Here is a 24,325-nt window from a genome sequence, read left to right as displayed (position 1 = left end):
AAACCACTCGAACGAGTGATCGAAGAGGCGAAGAAAGGCGGGGCCGCTGCCCCCACGCAGCCGCCCCGCCCGTCCTTCAGCCCCCCGGCCCCTCGGCCCCCGACCCCGCGGCCCCCGGCCCCTCAACCCAGCGGCGCCTCAACCCAGCGGCGCCCGGGGCACGATCACCGGCGCACCGTCGCCCGGCGCCGTGAGCACATGGCTGTCGATGTCGTACAGCGCCCGCACCAGCGGCGCGTCCACCACCTGGCGCGGCGGCCCGCAGGCCACCACCGCGCCGTCCCGCAGCGCGACCAGCAGGTCCGCGTAGCGGGCGGCCGCCGCGAGGTCGTGCAGCACCATGACCACCGTCCGCCCGCCCGCCGCGACCCGGCGGACCAGTTCCAGCACCTCCACCGCGTGGCCGAGGTCGAGCGCGCTGGTCGGCTCGTCGAGCAGCACCACCGGGGTGTCCTGGGCGAGCACCATGGCGAGCCAGCAGCGCTGGCGCTGGCCGCCGGAGAGCCGGTCGAGGCGGCGGTCGGCGAGGTCCTCGACGCCGGTGGCGCGCAGGGCCTCGGCGGTCAGCCGCTCGTCCTGCTCCGACCACTGGCGGAACAGCCCCTGGTGCGGGTGGCGGCCGTAGCGGACGAGCCCGGCCACGGTGACCGCCTCCGGGGCCTGCGGGCTCTGCGGCAGCAGCGCGACCCGGTGGGCGGCCTGGCGCGGGCGCAGCCGCCACACGTCCTCGCCGCCGACCAGGACCCGTCCGCCGTCCGGCCGGTGCAGCCTCGCGACGGACCGCAGCAGGGTGGACTTCCCGCACCCGTTCGGGCCGACCACCGCCACCACCTGCCCGGCCGGTACGGTGAGGTCGACGCCGCCGAGCACCGGGCGCCCCGGCCCGTAGCCGGCACTGAGACCCTCGATCGTCAACTCCATGGCAGTCTCCCCCTCGCCCGGCGCGCGCTCAGTTGCCGCCCAGCGCCTTGGAGAAGTCGCCGATGACGACGTCGGCGGCGAGCGGGCCGCCCCGGGTGGACCAGACCGAACCGTCCACGGTGACGGTGTGGTTGTTCTTCACCGCGCCCAGTTCCTGGTAGGCGGGCTTGGACTGGACGTCCTTGAGCGCGGCCTTGCCGTCGTCGGTGAGGGTGGAGAGGAACAGCCAGTCCCCGTCGATCTCGCCCAGCTTCTCCAGGCTGAGCGCCGGGCTGTGCGCGTTGCCGTCCTTGTCCTGGGCGGCCGGGCGGGTCAGGCCCATGTCCAGGGCGACGCCACTGGCGAACTGCTTCTTCTCCATCCAGCTAGGGCCGGTGGGGTTCCAGCGCACGATGGAGACGGCGGCGCCCTTGTTCCTGGTGAGCTCGCCGCCCGCCTTGGCGGCCTTGGCCTCGTAGTCGCCGATCACCTTGTTGGCCTGGTCCAGCTTGTTGACGGCGTTGCCGATGCCGCGGAAGGCGAGCTTCCAGTCGTCGGTGGGCGCCATGGTGACCAGCGTGGCGGGGGTGATCTCGCGCAGCTGCTTGAGCACCTGCTCGTCCTGCATGTCGCCGGCCAGGATCAGGTCCGGCTTGGCGGCGATCACCTTGTCCATCACGGGCTGGAGCAGGTTGCCGACCACCGGGACGCCCTGCACCTTGTCCTTGAGGTACGCGGGCGGCTCGGCCAGGCCCTGGCCGTTGGTGATGCCGACCGGCTTGACGCCCAGGGCGAGCACCGCGTCCAGGTCCTCCTGGGTGAGGGTGACGATCCGCTTGGGCTCGGCGGGGAGCTCGACCGCCTTGCCGGTGGCGTCCTTGACGGTCCGCTTGTCGCCGCTGCCGCCCTTGCCGCCGCCGGCCGCGTCCGCCGCCGGGGAGGCAGCCGTGGACGAGCCCGAGGAGGAGGACCCGGAGGAGCCGCAGCCGGTGAGCAGGAGCGCGGCCGCCCCGGTGACGGCCAGCGCCTGGGCCGCACGGCGGCGGACGGGGCTGAGCGGGCGACGGGCGAACGGCATGGGGGCCTCCGGGGCAATGCTGGTAAGGGAGTTGAGCGAGGTCCGGGCAGCTCGGCGGAGCGGGGGTGCCCCACGGACGGGCTCGATCGTTAGGTTAGCCTTACCTTATGACATTGTCGCAAGTCGGCGTCCACCCGGCGCCTCCGGCGCCCCCCGCCACCGCGCCGAAGCCCCGACGGCCCAGGCGGCCCAGGCGGCCCCGACAGCCCGGGCAGTCCGGGCAGCGCACGGAGGGCCCCCGCCCCACCTGGCCGACCGTCACAGCGGTGGTGGTGCTGCTGCTCGCCCTGGCCGCACTCTCGCTGTCGGTCGGCGCCGGCGAGGTCGGCCCCGGCCGGGTGCTGGACTACCTGCTGAACCGCGACGGCGCCCGCGCCGACGGCCGGCTCGCCCTGGTCGTCGGCGACCTTCGACTGCCGCGCACCCTCACCGCCCTGCTGGTCGGCGCCGCGCTCGGCGTCGCCGGGGCGCAGCTGCAGTCCGTCACCCGCAACCCGCTGGCCGAGACCGGGCTGCTCGGCGTCAACGCCGGCGCCTCGCTGGGCGTCGTGCTCGGCATCGCCGTGCTCGGCGTGCAGACCTCCTTCGGCTACCTCGCCTTCGCCTTCGGCGGCGCGGTGCTCGCCAGCACCGTGGTGCTGCTGGTCGCCAGTACCCGGGGCGGCGGCTCGCCGATGCGGCTGGTGCTCGCCGGCTCCGCCGTCGCGGCGATCTTCCGCGGGCTCACCGACGTGCTGATCGTCAACTCCCCCGAGGCGTACGAGCGGTACCGGGTATGGGTGCTCGGCTCGCTGGCCGGGGTGGAGGGCTGGACGACGCTGCGCCAGCTCGCCCCGGTGCTCGGCGCCGGGTTCCTGCTCGCTGCCCTCACCACCCGGCCGCTGACCGCACTCGCCCTCGGCGACGACCTCGCCCGCGGCCTCGGCCACCGGCCCGGCGCCATCCGGGCCGCCGTCGCCGTCGCCGTCACCCTGCTGACCGCCTCCGCGGTCGCACTGGCCGGGCCGGTCGCCTTCCTCGGGCTGCTCTCCGGCTTCCTCGCCCGCGCCGTCGCCGGCCCCCGGGTCGGGCGGCTCACCCTGCTCGCCGCGCTGTTCGGCGCCGCCGTGCTGACCGGCGCGGACGTGCTCGCCCGGGTGGTGGCCCGGCCCTTCGAGGCCCCGGTGTCGGTGATCGTCGCACTGATCGGCGCCCCGGCCCTGATCGTGATCGTCCGCTCGCGGCACTCCGCCGCGCTGTCCATGACCGACCCCGCCGAGTCCGCGCCGGCCGCCGCTCGCCGGGGCGAAGTTGCCGCGCCCAAGCCGGACTTGGCGCTGCGGTACGGCACCTGGTCGCTGCTGCTGCCGCACCGGGCCCTGCTGGCCTCGCTCGGCCTGGCCGCCGCGCTGCTGGCCGCCGTGGTGGTCTCGGCGCACGCCGGGCAAAGCGAACTCGACCTCGCCCGCACCTTCCAGGCCGTGTTCGGCCACGGCGACCGGCTGGACGTGCTGCTGGTGCAGAAGTTCCGGCTCGGCCGGATCGTCGCCGGGCTCGCCGCCGGGGCCGCCCTCGGCCTGGCCGGCTGCCTCACCCAGACCCTCGCCCGCAACCGCCTGGCCACCCCCGAACTCCTCGGCGTCAACGACGGCGCGACGGCCGCCGTGCTGATCTCCGCCGGCACCGCGGGCACCTTCGGCGCCTGGTGGGCCGGACCGCTCGGCGCGCTGGTCGCCGTCCTGGTCGTCACCCTGGCCTCCGGCGGGCTCGGCGCGCGCGGCTACCGGGTCCTGGTGGTCGGGCTCGCCATGTCCGCGCTGGCCTCGGCCGTCATCCAGGTCGCGATGGCCCAGCGCTCGCTCAACTCGGCGAGCTCGCTGTACATCTGGACCAACGGCAGCCTCAACGGGCGGGACCTCGCCGTCGCCACGCCCGCGCTGATCGGGCTGGCGGTGCTGGTGCCGATCGCGCTGGTGGTGGCCCGTCGGCTGGCGGTGCTGCGCTTCGACGACAGCGTCGCCTCCGCGCTCGGCGTCGACCCGGGCCGGGTCCGGCTCGCCTGCCTGCTGCTGTCCGTCGCGCTGGCCGGGCTGGCGGTCGGCGTCTGCGGGCCGGTCGGCTTCGTGGCGCTGGCCGCGCCGGTGATCGCCGGGCGGCTGGCCGGGCCCGCACGGGTGCCGGTGCTCGGCTCCGCGCTGACCGGCGCCCTGCTCGTCGTGCTCGCGGACACGCTGGGGCGGGTGCTGTTCGCCGGGGTGGAGATCCCCGTCGGCATCGTCACCACCGTCCTCGGCGGCCCCTTCCTGCTCTGGGTGCTGCTCGGCCGCAAGGGCAGCCCCGCATGACCACTCCTGGAGACCTCACCGTGGAAAACCCGCTCGTGGACCTCGACCCCGACGATCCCGCCTACCGCCTGGTCACCTTCACCCACCGGGACGGGGACTGCGACGGCGTGCTCGCGCTGCTGCACACCGTCACCGACAAGGACCGCCACGCCGGGGACCTGACACCGCATCTGATGGAACGCCAGACGGGCGGGACGTGGTCGATCACCTACCGGCTGCGCGAGGACCACCGCGCCTCCTACCAGCTGTACCCGTTCCAGGGCGAGGCCCCCGGCACCACCCGCCCCGACTGGCTGCGCGTCCTCGACCACGCCCGCCCCGACCCGGACGACACCGAGCCCCGACTGCCCGCCCGCGACGGCCGCCACCCGTCCTCGGTGCTCAGCCTGCCCGCCGCGCCCGCGCAGCCGTACGTGCGGCGGCGCGAAGGCGTGCCGCGCGGGCGCACGCTCGCCCGCACGGTGGCCGGGCGGCGGGTGGACGTCCACCTCCCGGCGGGACACAGGGCGGACGGCGGCCCGTACCCGATCGCGGTGCTGCTGGACGGCGAGATGTGGGGCGAGGTGCTGTCCGTCGGCGACACCCTCGACAATCTGACGGCGGACGGCGCCATCCCGCCGACCGTCGCCCTGCTCGTCCACACCATGGGCCCGCAACGGCCGGATGACCTGAGCTGCAACCCGGCCTTCGTCGACCTCCTCGCCGACCGCCTGTTGCCGTGGGCCGCAAAGGAGTTCGGCTCGACCACCGATCCCTCGGCCACCGTGATCGCGGGCCAGAGCGCGGGCGGTCTCACCGCCGCGTACGCCGCCTACCACCGGCCGGACCGCTTCGGCAACGCGCTCTGCCAGTCCGGCTCCTTCTGGTGGCCGGACGAGACCGAGTTCGACGCCGGCAGCGAATGGCTCACCCGCCGCTTCGCCGCCGAGGAGCGGCGCCCGGCCCGTTTCTGGATCGAGGTCGGCCTCCAGGAGTGGATGCTCCTCGCCCAGAACCGCCACCTGCGCGACGTGCTCACGGCCCGCGGCTACGACCTCGCCTACCGCGAGTTCAACGGCGGCCACGACTACGCCTGCTGGCGCGGCGGCCTGGCGGACGGGCTCGCACACCTGCTGGGGTCACCCGGGGGGATGGTTTCGGGCTGATTCGCATACCTCCAGGCCATAGGGCATCTAGCGTCGGACTTCGCACCGACCGGCCTGGAGGTATCCCATGAACGCGTGAACACCAGCGGCTGGCGTACTAGGAGGGGGCAGGCGATGGGCCTGCTCCACTCAGAGCCGATAAGGTCGGCCTGCTAAGCCAACGTCATGCAAAGATCCTTCAACGAGCCCTCAACCCTGACGCCTCGGCCGAATTCATCGCCAAGTTGGCGGAGGAGCGATGAGCACCGAACCGGCCTGGTTCAAATCCAGCTACAGCGGCACCGAAGGCGGTGCCTGCGTCGAGGTGGCCTCCACTCCGGGTACGGTCCACGTCCGGGACTCCAAGGACAAGACCGGCCCCCAACTCGCCTTCGCTGCCGAGGCGTGGGCCGACTTCGTCGCGTTCGCCCGGAGCGCTTCTCCCAAGGCCGGCTGAGGCCGCCTCCGGCCGTGTTAGCGTCCCGGGGGCGGTGCGGCGGTGTCGACCCCGGCCTGCCAAGACGACGCACTCTGGAGGTCCCATGTCCGCCGCCGGTACTCCGATCACCCGTCCACTGGACGTGCGGTGGATCCACGGCTCTCCGTCCGCGAAGCACAACACGGACCCGGACATCCAGGTCTACGAGTACGACGAGCACACCGTCATCCTGCGCCAGAACAAGGCGGTCCACTGCGAGGCGCCGTTCATGTTCCTGCTGTTCGGGACGGAACGGGCGGTGCTGATCGACACCGGGGGGACGGCCGAGGCCGCGTACTTCCCGCTGCGCGCCACGGTCGACGAGCTGGTGGGGAAGTGGCTCGCCCGCAACCCCCGGCCCGGTGGCGACTACCCGCTGCTGGTCCTGCACACGCACCCGCACGACGATCACTTCGCCGGCGACGTCCAGTTCGCCGACCGGCCGGCGACCACCCTGGTCGGCCCCGAACTCGAAGCGGCCTGGCCGTACTTCGGCTTCGACCGGGGCGAGGAGGCGGTGGCCCTGGTCGACCTCGGCGGCGGTCGGGTGCTGAAGTGCCTGGCCACCCCGGGACACGACCAGGCGTCGGTCACCTACTACGACCCGTGGACCGGCTTCCTGCTCACCGGCGACACCGTCTACCCGGGGCGGATCTACATCACCGACTGGCCGGCCTTCGGGCGGACCGTCGAGCGGCTGGTCGCGTTCGCCGAGAACCACCCGGTGACGCACGTGCTCGGCTGCCACATCGAGATGACCCGCGAGCCGGGCGTCGACTACCCGATCCGCGCCACCTACCAGCCCGAGGAGCCCCCGCTCGAGCTAGCCCCCGCCCACCTGCACCGCCTCCGGGCCGCCGTCGCCGAACTCGGCGACCGCCCGCGCCGGTACTCGCTGGACGACCTGATCCTCTGGCCGGTCAGCTGAGCCTCCCGGATGTCGGAGGAGCCATGAGCGATGCGTTGACCTGGTTCAAGTCCAGCCATGGCAACACCGAGGGCGGCGCCTGCGTCGAGGTCACCCCCTTGCCCCGGGCACCGTCCACGTCCGGGACTCCAAGGACAAGGCCGGCCCCCGACTCGCCTCCACGGCAGAGGTCTGGACCGACTTCATCGGCTTCGCCCGGCACGAGGGCCCCGCGGCCGCTCGGTCCCGGTAGGGCACCAGCCGGGTCAGGTCCAGCGCGATGGCGTCCTCGGGCAGGTCGGTGAGGCCGGGGGCGCGGACGGAATCGGCCTCGGGCGCGGAGAGATCGCTGTTCCCGAGACCGGTCGAAACGGCTTGTCGAACGATCAGACCAGGCCCCAGACTTGCCCCCATGTCGTCTGAACGAACCTCCCGGTCCGTCGGGGCCGGTGTCGGGCTGGTGCTCCTCCAAGCCGGCGCGGGAGCCCTGCCGCTGGCCTTCGAGGTGCCGGTGCGGGTGCTCTCGGTGGCCGCGTTCCTCGGAGTCATCGGGGTCGGGAAGCGCTGGGGCGGCCGGGAGGAGCCGGCGGACCGCACCTTCGACCTCGCCGCCCTCCTGCGGCGGCCCGCGCTGCGCGTCCTCGGCGCCGCGATGGCACTGTGCTGGGTCGGCGGGCTGGCGCTGGCCCTCGGCGGCGCCCCGACGGCCGTCGTCGGCACGGTCGCCGGAATCGCCCCGGGCGCGCTGCTGCTGGGCGCGGTGTGGTGGCTGTCCGCCCGGCCGCAGCGCGCGTCCGGGCGGACCACCGGCTGAGGGCTCAGTCCTCCGGCGGCGGGCCCGGGGCCTCGGCCGGGAGCCGGGCGGCCAGTAGGGCGCCGGCGGCGACCACGGCGGCGGTGAGCAGGAGGGCGAGGCGGTACGGGCCGGCGCCCGTGGCGTCGCCGAGCGCGCCGAGCAGCGCGGCGGTGGCCGCGATGCCGAGCGCGCCGCCGAGGGTGCGCAGGATGGTGAACAGGCTCATCGCGCGGCCCATCGCGGGCGGCGGAACGTCGGCGAAGCCGGCGATCTGGACGGTGAGCACCGCTGTGCCCAGGATCAGGCCGACGCCGAACATCAACGCCCGTACGGCCCAGGGGTTCTCGGCGAAGCCGAGCGCGGCGAGGACGAGCGCCGCCAGCAGCAGCCCGGGCAGGGCGAGTCGGCGGGGGCCGAGGCGGGGCAGCAGGCGGTCCACCACCTGCGAGGCGGCCATCAGGCCGATCGCCTCCGGGAAGACGCTCAGCCCGGCGTCCAGGGCCGAGGCGCCGCGCGCCGCCTGGTAGAGCAGCGGCAGCACGAACAGTGCGCCCATCAGCCCGGCCGAGGTCAGCAGGGCGAGCCAGCTCGCGGCGCCGAAGGTGCGGTCGGCGAGCAGCCGAATGTCCACCAGCGGTTCGGCGGTGCGCAGTTGGTGCCGTACGGCGGCGCCGAGCAGAGCCAGTCCGAGCAGCCCGCCGAGGGCCACGCCCGGGGAGGTCCAGCCGTGCGCCGGACCGAAGCCGAGGGCGTAGGTCAGCAGGCCGAGGCCGGGGGTGGCGAGCAGGAAGCCGGTGGTGTCGAAGCGGCCGGCCGGGGGCTCCTCCTCCGCGCCGCGCAGGCCGGTCAGGCCGATGACCACGGCCGCCGCCCCGATCGGCACGTTGACCAGGAACAGCCAGTGCCAGGACAGGTGTTCGGTGAGGAAGCCGCCGAGCGGTGGCCCGAGGGCGGGCATCAGCGCGGTCGGGACGATCAGGACGCGGCCCAGGCCGGCCCGCTCGTGCGGGGCGAAGGCCCGGAACAGCAGCGTCATCCCGACCGGCGTGAGCAGCCCGCCGGCCACGCCCTGGACGGCCCGGGCTGCCGACAGCGCGCCCAGGCCGGGGGCCGCCGCGCAGAGCGCGGAGGCGAGGGTGAAGGCGGCGAGGGAGCCGAGGAAGACCCGCTTGACGCCGTACCGGTCGCCCAGCCAGCCGGCCGCCGGCAGGCCGAGGGCGAGGCCGACCAGGAAGGCCGTCTCCACGGCGTTGGCCGCCGAGACCGGCCGTCCGAAGTCCTCGGCGATGCTGAACAGCGCCGGGTTGACGATGGTCGAGTCCAGGCCGTTCATGCACATCGCGGCCGTGTAGACGACCACGACCGCGGCGCGCCCCGCGAGCAGGGGGCGCGCCGGGGCCTGGACCGCCGGAGGAGTCACAGGGAGGTCCAGTTGGCGGTGATCCACTCCAGGGCGGCGGCTCGCTCGCACGGGCCGTGGGCGATGTCCCAGCCGGCCGGGACGGCGGCGAAGGCGGGCCACAGGGAGTGCTGTCCCTCGGAGTTGACGAGCGCGAGGAACTCGCCGTCGGCGTCGAAGGGGTTGGCGGGGGCGTCACTCATCGGTGGTCTTCTCCATCGTCGGTCGCCTTCGGGAGGTCGGCGAGGTGGTGGGCGATCACGCTCGCGATGTGCGCGATCGGGGCGGGCAGGGTCATGTCCTTGTGGGAGCAGGCCACGTCGGTGTTGGCGATCCGGCCGGACACGTACGGTTCCCAGAGTTCGGGCACCAGGGTGTCGTCGATGGTGTCGACGGTGGCGCGGAAGAACAACACGTCGCCCTCGAAGCGGCGGTGGTCGTAGCCGCGCACCAGGTGGTTGGTGTTGAGGTAGATCTCGTTCAGCGCCGCCACGGTGGCCTCGTCCAGCCCGGCGAGCGGGCTGTCCTCGCGGCGCAACAGCTCGGTGACGGCACCGAGTTCGAGCGGGCGGCCGTCCAGGTCCTCCGGTCCGAAGCCGCCCATGGTGAGCAGCGCCTCCAGTGCCTCGGCCTGGTCGGGGACGGGCAGTTCGCGGAAGCCCTCGGCGGGGTAGGCGTCCAGGATCGCCAGCAACTCGACGTCCTGGCCGAGCTCTTGCAGCCGTACGGCCAGTGCGTGCGCGATGATCCCGCCGGTGGACCAGCCGAGCAGCCGGTACGGGCCCTCGGGCTGGACCTCGCGCAGCCGGTCGGCGTAGTGCGCGGCCAGCTCCTCCAGGGTGACGGGCAGCGGCCGGGTGGCGGTGGCCGCACCGACGCCCTGGGCCTGGAGGCCGTAGATCGGCACCTCGCCGGGCAGGTTGCGGATCAGGCCGGTGTAGCACCAGCTGAGGCCGCCGGCCGGGTGGACGACGAACAGCGGGCGCTGCCGGCCGGGGGCGGCGGGCCGCAGCGGGAGCAGCACGTCCAGGGCGTCGGTGTCCGGCGCGCCCGCCGCGAGGGCGGCGTCCAGGACGGCCACGGTGGACGCCTGGAACAGGGCGCCGATGCCGACCTCCAGTCCGAGCACCTCGCGGATCCGCCCGGCGAGCCGGACGACCAGCAGCGAGTGCCCGCCGAGCGCGAAGAAGTCGTCCTCGACGCCGACCGAGGCCAGTCCCAGGACCTCGGCGAACAGTTCGCACAGCTGCTGCTCGCGCGGGGTGCGCGGCGGGCGGCCGGCGCCCGCGGCGGGCGCCTCGGGGGCGGGCAGGGCGCGGCGGTCGAGCTTGCCGTTGGCGGTGAGCGGGAGGCGGTCGAGCAGGACGACGGCGGATGGCACCATGTGGGCGGGCAGTTCGGCGGCGGCGTGGGCGCGCAGTTCCTCCGGCACCGCGGTGTGCGACGGCCCGTCCGGGGTGGCACCGGCGGCCACCGCGTAGCCGACCAGCCGCTTGTCCCCCGGCACGTCCTCCCGGACCACCACCGCGGCGTCGGCGACGGCCGGGTGGGCGGCCAACACGGCCTCGATCTCACCGAGTTCGATCCGGAAGCCGCGCAGCTTGACCTGCTGGTCGGCGCGGCCGAAGTACTCCAGCACGCCGTCGGCGCGGCGGCGGGCGAGGTCCCCGGAGCGGTACATCCGGGTGCCGTGCTCGCCGAACAGCTCGGCGTACGGGTCGGCGACGAAGCGGGTGGCGGTCAGCTCGGGGCGGCCCAGGTAGCCGCGGGCCAGGCCCGCCCCGGCCACGTACATCTCGCCGGTGACGCCGGGCGGGACGGGCTGGAGGTGCTGGTCGAGGACGTAGACCCGCAGGTCGGGGATGTTGACGCCGATGGTGCTGCTGCTTCCGGCGGCGGCGCTCGCCCGGTCGAGGGCGACGTACGAGACGTGCACGGTGGTCTCGGTGATGCCGTACATGTTGACCAGCGTGGGCGCGTCCTCGGCGTGCCGGTCGTACCAGTCGTCCAGCCGGGCCAGTTCGAGCGCCTCGCCGCCGAACACCACGTAGCGCAGGGCGAGTTCGCTACCGGGGCAGTCCCGGTCGGCGGCGCTGAGCTGGTAGAAGGCGGACGGCGTCTGGTTGAGCACGGTGACCCGCTCGCGGGCGAGCAGCTCCAGGAAGGCCGCCGGGTCGCGGCTGACCAGGTGCGGGACGACGACCAGCCGGCCGCCGTGCAGCAGGGCGCCCCACAGCTCCCAGACCGAGAAGTCGAAGGCGTAGGAGTGGAACAGCGTCCACACGTCCTCGGCGCCGAAGCCGAACCAGTGGTCGGTGGCGTCGAACAGCCGGACCACGTTGTGGTGGGTGACGGGCACGCCCTTGGGGCGGCCGGTGGAGCCCGAGGTGTAGATGACGTACGCGGTGTCCTCGGCGCGCAACGGGCGGGTGCGCTCGTGCTGGGCCAGTGGGACGGCAGGTTGGCGGTCGGGCTCCGGCCCGTCGACCAGGAGTCGGCGCACCTCGTGGGCGGGCAGCCGGGGCGCCGTGGCGCGGTCGGTGAGCAGCGCGGCGGGGGCGGCGTCGGCCAGCATGTAGGCGAGCCGGTCGGCCGGGTAGTCGGGGTCGAGCGGCAGGTACGCGGCGCCGGACTTGGCCACCGCCAGCAGGGCGACGACGAGTTCGAGCGAGCGCGGCAGGGCGAGCGCGACGATGGCGCCGGGGCCGATGCCCTCGGCGGCCAGCAGCCGGGCCAACCGGTCGGCGCGGGCGCCGAGTTCGGTGTAGTCGAGTCGCTCGCCCCGGTAACTGACCGCGATGGCCCGCGGGTTGGCCGCCGCTGCCGCCTCGAACAGTTCGGGCAGGGTCGCACTCGGACTCGTCGAGGCGACAGGGGTGCCGTTCCACTCGACCAGGGCGCGCTGCCGCTCCTGCTCGCTGATCAGCGGCAGCCGGCCGATCGGGCTGTCGGGGGCGCTCGCGGCGGCGGTGAGCAGTCTGGTCAGGCGCTCGCCGAGGGCGGCCACGGTGGCGGCGTCGAAGAGGTCGGTGCGGTACTCCAGGAAGCCGCCGATGCCGCCGCCGGGCAGTTCGCCGGCGTTGAGGGTGAGGTCGAACTTGGCGGTGCCGCTGGGGATGGCGGCGATCTCGGCGGTGAGGCCGCCGCCCAGGTCGATCCGCTCGTCCGGGCGGCTCTGCCAGGCGAGCATCACCTGGAACAGCGGGTGGCGGGCGAGCGAGCGGGCCGGGTTGAGCTCCTCGACCAGTCGGTCGAAGGGCAGGTCGGCGTGCTCGTGCGCGGCGAGCACGGCGGCGCGGACCCGGGCCAGCAGCTCGCGGAAGGTGGGGTCGCCGGATGTGTCGCTGCGCAGCACCACCGAGTTGACGAAGTACCCGACCAGCGCGGCGGTCTCCTCGTCCGCGCGGCCGGCCACCGGGGTGCCGACCGGGATGTCGGTGCCGGCGCCGTGCCGGGTGAGCAGGGCCGCGAGCCCGGCCTGGACGGCCATGAAGACGGTGCTGTCGGCGGCCCTGGCGAGCCCGGCCAGGGCGGTGTGCGCCTCGGCGCCGAGCGCGAAGGGCACGGTGGCGCCCTGGTGGCCCGCGACGGCCGGGCGGGGGCGGTCGAGGGGCAGCTCCAGCTGGTCGGGCAGCCCGGCGAGCGCGGCGCGCCAGTGCTCCGCCTGCCGGACGGCGAGCGGGCTGGGCGCGTCGGCGGTGCCGAGCCGATCGCGCTGCCAGACCGCGTGGTCGGCGAACTGGACGGTGAGTGCGGGGAATTCGGGTTCGCGCCCGGCGGTCCTGGCGGTGTAGGCGGCGGCCAGGTCGCGCAGCAGCGGGGTGGTGGAGGCGCCGTCGCCGGCGATGTGGTGCAGCAGCAGGAGCAGGGTGTGCCGCTCCGGACCGCCGACGGACGGGGCGGGTCCGGCCGGTTCGGCGAACCCGGCGGACGGGGAGGGTCCAGCCGGTGCGGCGAGCCCGACAGACGGGGCGGGTCCGGCCGGTGCGGCGAGCCCGACAGACGGGGAGGGTCCGGCCGGTGCGGCGAGCCCGACAGACGGGGAGGGTCCGGCCGGTGCGGCGAGCCCGGCGAACAGCGTGGCGCGCAGCGGAGGTTCGGCGGACAGATCGAAGGCGTACCGGACGGCCTCGGCCAACTCGCCTGTCCCGTCGTGCAGTTCGACCGGGCAGGAGGGAAGGATGCGCTGGTACGGCGTGCCGTCCGGCTCCTCCCCGTAGACGGTGCGCAGGACTTCGTGCCGGGCGACGAGATCGCCGAGGGCGAGGGTGAGGGCGTGCCGGTCGAGCGGGCCGGTGAGGGTGAGTGCCAGCGGGATGTTGTAGGTCGGGCTGGGGCCTTCGAGGCGATGCAGGAACCAGAGGCCGCGCTGGGCGGGCGAGAGCAGCATCCGCTCGGTGCGCGGCACCGGAACGGGGCCGGGCCCGCGCTCGGCCTCCGCGCCCCTGCCGGACGCCTCCGCGAGCAGCGCGGCGAGGCCGGCCGGGGTCGGCTGCCGGAACACGTCGGCGAACCCGACCGGGGTGGCGAAGGTGTCGCGCAGTCGGGCGGCCAGGCGCCCGGCGAGCAGCGAGTGGCCGCCGAGGTCGAAGAAGGAGGCGTCCCGGCCGGGCGCCTGCGGCAGGCCGAGGACGTCGGCGAACAGCCCGCAGACCAGCTCCTCCTGGGGCGTGGCCGCAGCGGCGCCCTCGGTGACGGCGGCCGGCTCGGGCAGGGCACGGTGGTCGAGCTTGTCGTGGGCGGTGCGCGGCAGTTCGTCCAGCAGCAGGACGGCCGCCGGGACCATGTGCGCGGGCAGCCGGGCGGCGAGTGCGGCGCGCAGCCCGTCCGGGTCGGGCGTGCTGCCACTCTCCGGGATGGCGTAGCCGAGCAGGCGCTTGCCCTGCGGACCGGGGCGGGCGATCACCACGGCCTGGGCGACGCCGGGCAGTTCGGCGAGGACGGCGGCGATCTCGCCGGGCTCGATCCGGAAGCCGCGGATCTTCACCTGGTCGTCGGCCCGGCCGAGGAACTCCAGGGTGCCGTCGGGGCGGCGGCGGGCGAGGTCACCGGTGCGGTACATCCGGCCACCGGGCGGGCCGAACGGGTCGGCGAGGAAGCGTTCGGCGGTGAGGTCGGGGCGGCCGAGGTAGCCGCGGGCCAGGCAGGCGCCCGCCACGTACAGCTCGCCGGTGACGCCGTCGGGCGCGGGGCGCAGCGAGCCGTCCAGGACGTAGGCCCGGGAGCCGCGCACCACCCGGCCGCGCGGGGCGCCGTCCGGGCCCGGGGTCCAGGCGTAGGCGTCGACGGTGGTCTCGGTCGGGCCGTAGAGGTCGACCGGGTGCAGGCCCGGGACGGCGGCCAGGCGCTGCCAGAGGGCGGACGGGGTGGCCTCGCCGCCGACCACGAGGACGGACGGGCGGTGCCGGCCCTCGTCCAGGATGCCTTCGGTGAGCAGGACTTCGAGGTAGGAGGGGGTGAGGTCGAGGTAGTCGATACGCTCGCGGTCGAGGTGGGCGGCGAGCGCGGCCGGGTCGCGGTAGGTGGCGTCGTCCAGCAGGTGGAGCTCGTGGCCGTGGACCATCCAGAGCACCGGGTCCCAGGAGGCGTCGAAAGCGAACGAGGCGCTGTGGGCGACGCGCAGCCGGTCGCGGCCGGCGCGGCGCACGGCGGGGGCGATGTGGTCCTCGCCGAGGCCGGCGTGCAGGTTGGCCAACGAGGCGTGGGTGACCACCACGCCCTTGGGGCGGCCGGTGGATCCCGAGGTGTGCAACACGTAGGCGGGGTCGCGGAGTCGGGGTGCGGGCGGGGCCTCGGCGGGCTCGAGGTCCGCCTCCCCCGGCTGGACGGTGAGCAGGTCGGCGGGCTCGGGGTCCGCCTCCCCCGGCTGGACGGTGAGCAGGTCGGCGGGCAGGTCGAGCCCGGCAAGGGCCTCGGCGGTGCCGATGGCGCAGACCGGGCGGGCGTCGGCCAGTACGGCGGCCAGGCGCTGCGCCGGGTGGGCGAGGTCGAGGGAGACGCAGGCGCCGCCCGCCTTGAGGACGGCGAGCATCGCGACCAGGGTGTCGGTACCACGCGGCAGGGCGATCGCGACCGGTGCGCCGGCCCGGACTCCGAGGGCCGTCAGGCGGTGCGCGAGGTGGTCGGCGGCGCGGTCGAGTTGCTTGTACGTCAGGGCCGTTGAGCCGCAACGGACGGCGACGGCGTCCGGGGTGCGGGCGGCCTGGGCGGCGAACAGCTCGGGCACGGTCCGCTCGACGGGGGGCTCGGTGCGGCCTTCGGTGGCGCGGCGCAGGCCGTCGGGGTCGAGCAGGTCGATCCGGGCGATCGGCGTCCGCGGGGCAATGACCAGGAGGTCGGCGAGGGCGTCGAGGTAGCGCAGCAGGCCGTCGCGGTGAGTGGCGAGGGAGGCGAGGCCGTAGCGGACCGGGTCGGCGTCGATGACCAGGCGCAGCGCGCCGTCCGGGCCGGGTGAGACGTTCACGGCGAGATCGTCGACCGGGCCCGCGGCGAGATTGCGGACGGTGCCGGGCAGGCCCGCCAGGTCGAGGTCGCCCTCGAAGGCCTTGATGTTGACCATCGGGCCGAACAGGGCGCGACGGTCGCCGGTGCGGCCGAGGTCGCGGCGCAGTTCCTCCAGCGGGTAGCGCTGGTGGCGGCGGACCGCGCGCAGCTCGCGGACCACGGCGCGCAGCAGGGCCTCGGCGCTGTCGGCGGGGTGGACGGCGAGGCGCAGCGGGAGCACGTTGGCGGTGGCGACGGGGGTGCGCAGGGCGGCCGGGCCGCGCCGGTTGGCGAGTGGCAGGCCGAGGACGACGTCCTGGGTGCCGGTCAGGCGGTGCAGGTAGCCGGCGGTGGCGGCGAGGAGCAGTTCGGCCCAGGTGGCGCGGACGGCTTCGGCGGCGCGCTCCAGGCGGTCGCGGGTGCCGGGGGGCAGGTCGGCGGTGAGGCGGACCGTTTCGGCGGGGGCGTTGTCGGCGCTGGTGTTGTCGGTGGCGGGTTCCGGGGTGGCGGTGGCGGCGTTGTCGGTGGCGGGTTCGGGGGTGGCGGGTTCGGGAGTACCGGGGAGGGTGGCCGGGGTGTCGGCGTCGGCCATCCGGGCGGACCAGTGGGCGCGGTCGGCCTCGTACTCCGCGCTCTCCCGGTAGGCGGCCTCCTCGGCGGCGGTCTCGGCGAGTCCGGCGAAGGGGTTCGGAGCGGGTTCGACTCCGGTCGTGCGGGCGGTGTAGAGGGCGGAGACCCGCTCTCCGAGGAGGGTCAACGCGTAGGCGTCGACGGCGAGGTGGTGGATGCGGCGGTACCAGAGCCGACGGCCCTCGGCGAGCCGGATGAGCGCGTGGGTGAACAGCGGGCCCTCGGCGAGGTCGGCCGGGCGGGCGAGGTCGGCGCGCATCCAGGTCTCGGCCTCGGCGGCCGGGTCGGCGGCGGCCCGCAGGTCGAGGCGGTGCAGCGGCCAGCGTCGGCCGGGACGCAGCCGCTGGCGGGGCGTGCCGTCCGGACCGGTCACGACGACGGCGCTCAGCGCCTGCGCCTCCTCCACCGCCTGCCGCAGCGCCTGTTCGAACCGGTCCTCGTCGAGCGGGCCGCTGATCTCGACGGCGTCGCCGGTGTTGTAGACCGGGCTCGCGGGGTCGAGGGCCTGGGCGTACCAGATGGCCGACTGGGCGGCGAGCAGCGGGATGTCGGCGGTCTGGCGGTCGGCGATCTGGGTTTCGACGGCAGGCATGGGGTGGAGAGCTCCTCGGGGATCCGGAACGCCTTACTTAGGTTAGCCTAATCTAACTTCATATGATCTGGTCAACGGCCCCACAGGGCCGGGCCCCTGACAACCCGGAGACGCCACCCATGCCCCCGACCGAGCCGCCGACCGCACCCTCGGCTGATCTCTCGACCGGCCTCTCGACCGGCCTCTCGACTGACCTCTCGCCCGGCCTTCTCACCGAGGCCAAGCAGGCCGTGCGCGACCGCGTCCACGCCCACAGGGCCGAACTGCTCGCGCTCAGCCGCCGCATCCACTCCCACCCCGAGACCGCCTTCGAGGAGCACCTGGCGGCCGCATGGTGCTCCGAACTGCTGCGCGCGCACGGCTACTCGGTCACCGCACCCGCCCACGGCCTGGCCACCGCGTTCGACGCGCGCCTCGGCAGCGGGCCGGTCACCGTCGCGCTGGTCTGCGAGTACGACGCGCTGCCCGACCTCGGCCACGCCTGCGGGCACAACCTGATCGCCGCCGCCGGCCTGGGCGCGGCACTCGGGCTCGCACCGTTCGCGGACCGACTCGGGCTCACCGTACGGGTGATCGGCGCACCGGCCGAGGAACGCGGGGCCGGAAAGGCGCTGCTGCTTGAGGCCGGGGCGTTCGACGGGGTGGACGCGGCGATGATGGTCCACCCGTGCCCCGTCGAGGTCGCCGACTTCCGGTCCTTCGCGCTCGGCACGCTGTCCGTCCGCTACACCGGGCGCGCCGCCCACCCGAGCCTCGACCCCCACCGGGGACGCAACGCCGCCGACGCGCTCACCGTCGCCCAGGTCGCGATCGGGCTGCTGCGCCAGCAACTCCCGCCGCAGTGGCGGGTGCACGGCATCACCACGGCGGCCGGGACGGCACCGAACCTGATTCCGGACAGCGCGAGCGCCGAGTACGAGATCCGCGCCTCGGCGGCCGAGGACCTCACCGAGCTTCGCTCCCGGGTCGAGGACTGCTTCCGGGCCGGGGCGCTCGCCGCCGGCTGCGAGGTGGAGTTGACCCGGCCCGAGCCGGACTACCTGGACATGCGCTCCGACCCCCGGCTGCTGGCGCTGTGGCGGGCCAACGCGGCGGCTCTCGGCCGGCCGGAGCCGGTCGAGAGCGGGCCGTTCGCCTGCACGGACATGGGGAACGTGTCGCACGCGGTGCCGTCGATCCATCCGGTGCTGGACATCACCGGCGGCACCTGCGCCCCGCACGAGGCGGCGTTCGCCGAGGCGGCTCTGAGCGCGGAGGCGGAGCGGGCGGTGCTGGACGGCGCGGTGGGGATGGCGTGGACGGCGGCGGACCTGGCGGTGCGGGCGGCGGCGGTCGAGCCGCGCTGAACGACGGGCGACAGCCGACGACTTTCAGCGAACAGATGACGAAATCTGTTCGCTGAAATCTGTTCGCCGACTTCTGTTCGCTGAAAGTCGTCACCCGTCCTCAGCCGCCCAGCAGCGCTCCCGGCGCCACCCGCACCGCCGTAACCGCCAGCGCCCGCACCAGCGCCCCGACCTCGCCCTCCTGCCCCGGGTCGACGAGCACCACGGCGGCGCCCGTCCGCAGCGGCCACAGGTACTCCCAGAGCGGCAGGCCCAGCTGCAGCACCCGGTCGCCCGGCCCGAGCGGGTGGGCCGCCTGGAGGTCCCGGAGCCGGCGGTCCGCCTCGGCATGGGTGAGCCGGACGGCGGGCGGGCGCCCGCCCGGACCGTAGCCGACGCAGAGCAGGTGCTGCGGGGTCAGCGCCCGGGGCGGGTCGGTGGGCAGCTCGTGGTCCGTCTCCAGCCCGGTCACCGCCCTCGCGACCCCCTCCCCCAGCACACAGACCGGCACGTTCTCCGCGAGCAGCCGTTCCCGCCGTCCGGGCGCGTCCGTCGGGTCCAGCGGCAGGTACGCCGCGCCCGACTTCGCCACCGCCAGCAGCGCCGTGAGCAGCTCCGCCGGACGGCGGAACCCCGCCAGGCCGACCACCGCGCCCGGGCGGGCCCCGCGGGCGGCCAGGGCGCGCGCCAGCCGGTTGGCCGAGGCGTTCAACTCCCGGTAGCTGACGGTCTCCCCGTCCGCGAGCACCAGCGCCGGCGCATCCGGCGTCCGGGCCGCCTGCGCCTCGACCGGCCCCACCACCGTGGTCGCCGGGTACCTCACCGTAGGGCGGGGCAGCGGAGGCAGCTCGGGCACCGTGGGCGGCGCGGCTCCACTGACCGCGGCCCCACGGGCCGCGTCCCGGACCACGTCCCGGACCGCCTCGTCCACCCCCGCCGCCATCACGCCGCGCCCAGCAGCTCGGCCCAGGCCTCGATCGCCGGGCGTTCCGCGAGCCGGACGAACGCCACGTCGGCGCCTTCCTGCTGCCAGCGCGCGGCGAGCGTCATCAGCCGGATGGAGTCCAGCCCCCAGTCGACCAGGTTCTCGTCCAACGGGATCTCCGCCGGGTCCTCGCCGAGCAGGTCGGCGACCTCGGCCCGGATCCGCTCCACCGTGAAGCCCATGCCCGTCACTTTCCGCCCACCCCTTCGAGCTCCGAAGTCCCGTACTCACCCTCGATGTTCGAGGCGGCCGGCTCCGTGACCGGCTCCACAAGCGACCCCACGAGCGACCCCACAGCCGGCCCCGCGGCCGACTCCAGCGTCCCGAGCACGGCCTCCGCCGTGGTGACCATCCCGCATCGCCCGGCCACCCAGGTCAGCGCGCCACGGTGCTCCGCCGGGCCGAAGTCGGCGACGGCGTCCGCCACCACGAAGGCCTGGACGTCCCGCATCCAGGCGTCGCAGGCGGTGGCCTGCACCCCGATGTGCGCGTACACGCCGGTGATCACCAGCTGGTCCCGCCCCTGCTCGCGCAGCAGCTGCTCCAACTCGGTGCGCACGAAGGCGCTGTACTTCCACTTGGTGAGCACGGTGTCGCCGGGTGCCGCGGCGACGGCCTCGGCGATCGCGGTGGCCCGCGGGTCGTCCGGGATTCCCGGCCCCCAGAAGTCCTGCTGCAGCCCGCGCTCGGCCGGACTCTGCCCGCCGAGCTGCGCCGAGTACACGACGGGGACGCCGGCGGCGCGCGCCGCCTCGGCCAACGCCGCTACGTTGCCGAGGAGTTCAGGCACCGGAGCGGCCTCCGCGCCGAAGGCGTCCAGGAAGTGGTTCTGCAGGTCGTGCACCAACAGGACGGCGCGCGCCGGGTCCACTGCCCAGGCGACCCGGTTGGCGGGCAGCTCCTCGGCGGCGGGCATGGGATAGGAGGGAATGCGTGGCAGGCCCACGGTGGTGTTCCTTAACTGGACGGAAGGCGAGATGGCGTGCGGGGAGGGAGACAGCCGGCGGTCGGCGGGTGGTCAGCGGGTGGTCAGCGGCCGGTCACCGAGGCCGCGATCGCGGCGCGCAGGTCCTTCTTGCTGACCTTCCCGATCCCGGTGGCCGGGAAGGCCTCGACGAACTTGACCCGGTCCGGCACCTTGAACTCGGCGAGCCCGCGCTCGCGCACGAACCGCTTCAACTCGAAGCTCCTCGGCGGCTGTTCACGGTGCTCGGCGCGCAACACCAGGTACGCGCAGGTGCGCTCGCCCAAGTACGGGTCGGGCATCGACACCACCGCGGCGTCGTGCACCGCGGGGTGGGCGAGCAGATGGTTCTCGATCTCCTCGGCGGCGACCTTCTCGCCGCCCCGGTTGATCTGGTCCTTGGCCCGCCCCTCGACCACCAGGTAGCCGGTCGGGGTACGCCGGACCAGGTCCCCGGTGCGGTAGAAGCCGTCCGAGGTGAAGGAGGCGGCATTGTGCTCGGGCGCGTTCCAGTAGCCGCGGATGGTGTACGGGCCGCGCGTGAGCAGGTGGCCGGTGACGCCGTCGGGCAGGTCGCGGTCCTCGTCGTCGACAACCCTGACCTCGTCGTCGGGCGAGATCGGCCGGCCCTGGGTGGTGGTGATCAGCTCCTCCGGGTCGTCCAGCCGGGTGTAGTTGACCAGTCCCTCGGCCATCCCGAACACCTGCTGGAGCGTGCAGCCCAGCACCGGCCGCACCCGCCGGGCCGCCTCCTCGCTGAACTTGGCGCCACCGACCAGCAGCACCTCCAGGCTCTCGTACCCGGTGGCGCCGCGCTCGGCGGCGTCCAACCAGAGCAGCGCGAGCGGCGGCACCAGCCCGGTGATGGTCACGCCCTCGCGCTCGATCAGCGGGAAGGCCGTTTCCGGGCCGGGCTGCGGGCAGAGCACCACCCGGCCGCCGGCGTACAGCGTGCCGAGCGAACCCGGCGAGCTGAGCGGGAAGTTGTGGGCGGCGGGCAGCACGCACAGGTACACGCTGTCCTGGTCCTGCCCGCACAGCTCGACCGAGCCGCGCAGCGAGTAGATGTAGTCGTCGTGGGTGCGCGGGATCAGCTTCGGCACGCCGGTACTGCCGCCGGAGAGCTGGAGGAACGCGACGTCCCCGGGTTCGGGCTCCCCGCCGGAGATCGTCGGGTCACAGGCCGTCGGGTCACAGGCCGTCGGGTCACAGGCCTCCCCGTCGCGGGCCTCCGGGCCGGGCGGGTCGCAGGGCACGTCCGCGAGCCGAACGTGCTCCCCCGGGTCATCGCCGGCCACCAGCACCAGCCGCAGCGCGGGGTTCTCCGCCCGTACCCGGCCGGCGAGTTCGCGGTAGTCGAAGCCGCCCTCGACGGCCGGCACCACGTACGCGGCCGCCTCGGTGAAGGAGCAGAAGTACCCGATCTCGGCGTACCGGTGGGCGGGCAGCGCGAAGACCGGCAGCGCGCCGATCCGGAACAGCGCGAAGACGACCTCGAAGAACTCGGCGACGTTGGGCAGTTGGACCACCACGCGGTCCCCGGAACGGATGCCCCGGGCGCGCAGTCCGGCGGCCATCCGGTCGGCCCGGCGGTCGAGTTCGGCATACGTCCAGCGCCGCTCCGTCGCCGCCACCGCGTGGCCGCCCGGGTCGACGACGGCGATCCGCTCTCCGTGCGCGGAGGCGCGCTCGCGCAGCATCCGGCCGAAGGTCTCGCCGCGCCAGTACCCGGCGGCCCGGTAGCGCTCGGCGAACTCGGCGGGATACGGGGTGAACTCGTCCAGCGGCGTCACCGGGCCACCCCCGCGGCGTCCAGGAAGGTGCGGAACTTGGCGCTGGTCTCGGCGAGTTCAGCCTCCGGCCGGGACTGCTCGACCACGCCGGCGCCGGCGTACACCCGCAGCGTCCGCTCCTCCGCCTCGGCGCAGCGGATGGTGACCACCCACTCGCCGTCACCGGTCGCGTCCTCCCAGCCGACCATGCCGGTGTAGAGGCCGCGGTCGAAGGGCTCGACCTCGCCGATCACCCTGCGCGCCACGTCCGTCGGCGTGCCGCAGACCGCCGGGGTGGGGTGCAGCGCGCAGGCCAGCTCCAGGGCGGAGACCGCGGGGTCGGCCAGCTCGCCTCGGATGGTGGTGGCCAGGTGCCACATCGCCGCCGTCCGTACCAGGGTGGGCCGTTCGGGCACCTCCAGGGTGCGGCAGTACGGCGCCAGCGCCTCGCGGATGGCGTCCACCACGACGGCGTGCTCGTGCAGGTCCTTGGGCGACTCCAGCAGCGCGGCGGCGCGCCGGACGTCCTCGCCGAGGTCCTCGCCGCGCGGCACCGAGCCGGCCAGCGGGTTGGCCAGCACGGCCGTTCCCCGCCGGGAGAGCAGGAGTTCGGGGCTGGCGCCGATCAGGGTGCGGCCACCGCCGGACGGGACGGCGAAGGTGTAACCGCCGGGGTCGCGCCGGGCCAGCCGTTGCAGGACGGCGGGCAGGTCGAGCGGCTCGGCGGCGCTCAGCTCCAGCGTGCGGGCCAGCACCACCTTGCTCAACTCCCCGCCGCGCAGCCGCTCGACGGCCGCCGCGACGCCCGCGCCGTACGCCTCCGGCGCAGGCACCGGGTGGATCCGCCAGTCGATCCGCTCGGCCGGCGGCGCGGGCAGGGCGATCAGCGGGTCGTCGCGCAGCGCCCCGGCGGTGCGGACCCTGGCGGGGACGGCGAGTTCGACCCGGCTGTCCCGGTCGAACGCCATCGCGCCGACCACCAGCGGCCGTTCGATCCCGGCCCGGCCCGCCTCGGCGAGCGTCTCGGCGACCCTGACCGGCAGCGGCCGCCCGTCCTGCGGAACCCGGGCGTGCACGCCGGAGCCGAGCAGGGTTCGGGTCGGCGAGGCGAAGAACGCCTCGTCGGAGCCGGCCCGGTACTGGCCGAGCAGTCCGCTGGCCGCGCCGATGACGGCGTGGTCCGGGCCCGCGGCGAGGGCGGTCGCCGGGGCGTCGGGCCCGGCGGGTATCGGCCCGGCAGGGGCGTGGTGCACCGTGGTCACGGCGGATTCTCCAGTCTGGGACGGTTCTTCGGAAGGTAGGAGGAGGGCCGGCGGCGTGCCGCTCAGGCGCGCAGGGTCAGGCGCGCATGGTCAGACACGTAGGGCCAGGCACGCAGCGTCAGTCGCGCGGGCTCAGGCGCGCAGGGTCGCGCCGCCGTCGACGTACAGGTCGTGCATGGTGATGTGCCGTGCCCGGTCGGAAGCGAGGAACACCACCGCGTCGGCGATGTCGGCGGGCGCGGCGATCCGCCCGAGCGGAATGCCGACCCGCCAGGCTCCCAAGTCGCCGTCGATGACCCGGCGTTCGGCCGCCTCGGCGTCCTCGCCCCACAGCGCGCGCTGCATCTCGGTGTCGGTCGAGCCCGGCGACACCACGTTGCACCGCACCCCGGAGCGGGCGAGTTCCAGCCCCAGGCAGCGGGTGAACATGGTGGCCGCCGCCTTGGACGCCGCGTAGGCGGCCATCCCGGCCCGCGGCACCCCGGCGGCGTTGGACCCGACGGTCACGATCGCCCCGCGCCCGCGGGCCGCCATCCGCCGGCCGACCGCGCGGCTCGCGTGGAAGACCCCGGTGGTGTTGACGGCGAAGGTGTCCGCCCAGTCCCCGTCGGCGAGTTCGACGACCGGGGCGGTGCGTAGAATGCCCGCGACGTTCACCAGCGTTCCGATGGGCCCGAGTTGGCCCTCGATCGACTCCACGGTCCCGTCCACCGCCCGGGCGTCGGAGACGTCCAGCGCGTACGGGCGCGCGGACGGCACCTCGGCCACCAGGGCCTCTAGCCCTTCGGGGTTGCGATCCACCGCCGCGACGACGGCCCCCTCGGCCACCAGCGCCCGCACCACGGCCGCGCCGATGCCCTGCCCGGCCCCGGTGACCATCGCGACGGCACCGGCGAATTCGGACTGTTGCTGCACAGGACATCCCTCCGACCAGCAAGATTAGGTAAGCCTAACCTAACACAGCAGTTCGCCCGCGCCGAGCGTCTGTGCGAACGTCAACTCGCCCCGGAAGGCCCCACGGCGGACGTCCCGCACCAGAGCCGCACTCGGAGCCACACTCGAACCTGCGCCCGGACACGCCGAGGCCGCCCAGCCCTGGACGGGTCGGGCGGCCTCGGCGCCCTGTGGCGGTGGCGCGGCAACGCGGGCCGCTACGGCAGGCGGCTCGCGGAGATCAGGTCGCAGCCGTCGCCCCCTCCGCCGTCCAGGTGCTCCGCACGGCGCAGGCTCGCGCGCAGGGCGACGCGTCGGAAGGAGGGGTTCTCCGGGCGGGCATGGGCGGGCATGGGCGGTCAGCAGGCAGTCG

The 24,325-nt window shown here is 74.9% G+C and carries 18 protein-coding genes and 1 pseudogene; 7 read left to right on the top strand and 12 right to left on the bottom strand.

Annotated elements, in window-relative coordinates; translation table 11 throughout:
* Nucleotides 1-138: 138 nt before the first annotated feature.
* The gene (locus ACZ5OX_RS18850) at nucleotides 139-921 is read right to left on the bottom strand and encodes an ABC transporter ATP-binding protein (RefSeq protein WP_465631147.1); all 783 of its coding nucleotides are present in this window, start codon (nucleotides 919-921) and stop codon (nucleotides 139-141) included.
* A 28-nt stretch (nucleotides 922-949) separates the two neighbouring features.
* On the bottom strand, nucleotides 950-1,978 hold the full coding sequence (locus ACZ5OX_RS18845; protein WP_465631145.1) for an ABC transporter substrate-binding protein: 1,029 nt from the start codon (nucleotides 1,976-1,978) through the stop codon (nucleotides 950-952).
* A 107-nt stretch (nucleotides 1,979-2,085) separates the two neighbouring features.
* Here ACZ5OX_RS18845 and fhuB point away from each other — a divergent pair, with 107 nt between their 5' ends.
* From fhuB to ACZ5OX_RS18815, 6 genes are all read left to right on the top strand, one after another.
* Nucleotides 2,086-4,302: a Fe(3+)-hydroxamate ABC transporter permease FhuB gene (fhuB, locus tag ACZ5OX_RS18840; RefSeq protein ID WP_465631143.1), complete on the top strand. Its 2,217-nt coding sequence runs from the start codon at nucleotides 2,086-2,088 to the stop codon at nucleotides 4,300-4,302.
* Nucleotides 4,299-5,447, top strand: coding sequence for an enterochelin esterase (gene fes / locus ACZ5OX_RS18835; protein ID WP_465631141.1), 1,149 nt, complete (start codon nucleotides 4,299-4,301; stop codon nucleotides 5,445-5,447). The genes fhuB and fes overlap by 4 nt, the downstream gene beginning before the upstream one ends.
* A 238-nt stretch (nucleotides 5,448-5,685) precedes the next feature.
* Entirely contained in the window at nucleotides 5,686-5,883 is a 198-nt protein-coding gene (locus ACZ5OX_RS18830) for a DUF397 domain-containing protein (RefSeq protein ID WP_465631139.1), read from the top strand.
* Between the two features lie 85 nt (nucleotides 5,884-5,968).
* Nucleotides 5,969-6,832, top strand: a complete 864-nt coding sequence (locus tag ACZ5OX_RS18825) for an MBL fold metallo-hydrolase (protein ID WP_465631137.1) — start codon at nucleotides 5,969-5,971, stop codon at nucleotides 6,830-6,832.
* A 40-nt stretch (nucleotides 6,833-6,872) separates the two neighbouring features.
* Nucleotides 6,873-7,064: a DUF397 domain-containing protein gene (locus ACZ5OX_RS18820; RefSeq protein WP_465631402.1), complete on the top strand. Its 192-nt coding sequence runs from the start codon at nucleotides 6,873-6,875 to the stop codon at nucleotides 7,062-7,064.
* A 159-nt stretch (nucleotides 7,065-7,223) separates the two neighbouring features.
* Complete coding sequence (locus ACZ5OX_RS18815) at nucleotides 7,224-7,625, top strand: hypothetical protein (protein ID WP_465631135.1); 402 nt, start codon at nucleotides 7,224-7,226, stop codon at nucleotides 7,623-7,625.
* Nucleotides 7,626-7,629: 4 nt separating this feature from the next.
* On the opposite strand, the gene ACZ5OX_RS18810 is transcribed toward ACZ5OX_RS18815, so the two are convergent.
* The 3 genes from ACZ5OX_RS18810 to ACZ5OX_RS18800 are packed head-to-tail and all read right to left on the bottom strand — an operon-like array spanning nucleotide 7,630 to nucleotide 16,711.
* A complete protein-coding gene (locus tag ACZ5OX_RS18810; RefSeq protein ID WP_465631134.1) occupies nucleotides 7,630-9,027 on the bottom strand; it encodes a DHA2 family efflux MFS transporter permease subunit in 1,398 nt (465 codons plus the stop codon).
* A complete protein-coding gene (locus ACZ5OX_RS18805; protein WP_465631132.1) occupies nucleotides 9,024-9,209 on the bottom strand; it encodes an MbtH family protein in 186 nt (61 codons plus the stop codon). Before ACZ5OX_RS18805 ends, ACZ5OX_RS18810 begins: the two co-directional genes overlap by 4 nt.
* On the bottom strand, nucleotides 9,206-16,711 hold the full coding sequence (locus ACZ5OX_RS18800; RefSeq protein ID WP_465631130.1) for an amino acid adenylation domain-containing protein: 7,506 nt from the start codon (nucleotides 16,709-16,711) through the stop codon (nucleotides 9,206-9,208). The genes ACZ5OX_RS18805 and ACZ5OX_RS18800 overlap by 4 nt, the downstream gene beginning before the upstream one ends.
* 119 nt (nucleotides 16,712-16,830) lie before the next feature.
* On the opposite strand from ACZ5OX_RS18800, the gene ACZ5OX_RS18795 reads away from it, so the two are divergent.
* Nucleotides 16,831-18,057, top strand: a complete 1,227-nt coding sequence (locus ACZ5OX_RS18795) for an amidohydrolase (protein WP_465631129.1) — start codon at nucleotides 16,831-16,833, stop codon at nucleotides 18,055-18,057.
* Nucleotides 18,058-18,157: 100 nt separating this feature from the next.
* Here ACZ5OX_RS18795 and ACZ5OX_RS18790 read toward each other — a convergent pair whose 3' ends face one another.
* The 7 genes and pseudogenes from ACZ5OX_RS18790 to ACZ5OX_RS18760 form a co-directional block, all read right to left on the bottom strand.
* On the bottom strand, nucleotides 18,158-18,859 hold the full coding sequence (locus ACZ5OX_RS18790; protein ID WP_465631127.1) for an AMP-binding protein: 702 nt from the start codon (nucleotides 18,857-18,859) through the stop codon (nucleotides 18,158-18,160).
* Between the two features lie 119 nt (nucleotides 18,860-18,978).
* Nucleotides 18,979-19,203, bottom strand: coding sequence for a phosphopantetheine-binding protein (locus ACZ5OX_RS18785; RefSeq protein ID WP_465631125.1), 225 nt, complete (start codon nucleotides 19,201-19,203; stop codon nucleotides 18,979-18,981).
* Nucleotides 19,204-19,349: 146 nt separating this feature from the next.
* Nucleotides 19,350-19,967: pseudogene (locus tag ACZ5OX_RS18780) on the bottom strand (isochorismatase family protein); the annotation flags it as partial.
* Nucleotides 19,968-20,050: 83 nt separating this feature from the next.
* A complete protein-coding gene (locus ACZ5OX_RS18775) occupies nucleotides 20,051-21,778 on the bottom strand; it encodes a (2,3-dihydroxybenzoyl)adenylate synthase (protein ID WP_465631123.1) in 1,728 nt (575 codons plus the stop codon).
* Nucleotides 21,775-22,986 carry an isochorismate synthase DhbC gene (gene dhbC, locus ACZ5OX_RS18770; RefSeq protein ID WP_465631401.1) on the bottom strand — a complete coding sequence of 404 codons (1,212 nt, stop codon included), beginning with the start codon at nucleotides 22,984-22,986 and terminating at the stop codon, nucleotides 21,775-21,777. Before dhbC ends, ACZ5OX_RS18775 begins: the two co-directional genes overlap by 4 nt.
* Nucleotides 22,987-23,151: 165 nt before the next feature.
* Nucleotides 23,152-23,934, bottom strand: coding sequence for a 2,3-dihydro-2,3-dihydroxybenzoate dehydrogenase (locus ACZ5OX_RS18765; RefSeq protein WP_465631121.1), 783 nt, complete (start codon nucleotides 23,932-23,934; stop codon nucleotides 23,152-23,154).
* A gap of 236 nt (nucleotides 23,935-24,170) precedes the next feature.
* Nucleotides 24,171-24,305 carry a hypothetical protein gene (locus ACZ5OX_RS18760; protein ID WP_465631119.1) on the bottom strand — a complete coding sequence of 45 codons (135 nt, stop codon included), beginning with the start codon at nucleotides 24,303-24,305 and terminating at the stop codon, nucleotides 24,171-24,173.
* Between the last annotated feature and the right edge of the window lie 20 nt (nucleotides 24,306-24,325).

This window comes from Kitasatospora sp. NPDC032121 (assembly GCF_055580145.1).
The sequence above is the reverse complement of the archived record's forward strand: the minus strand, read 5'-3'. Positions and strand labels throughout refer to the sequence as shown.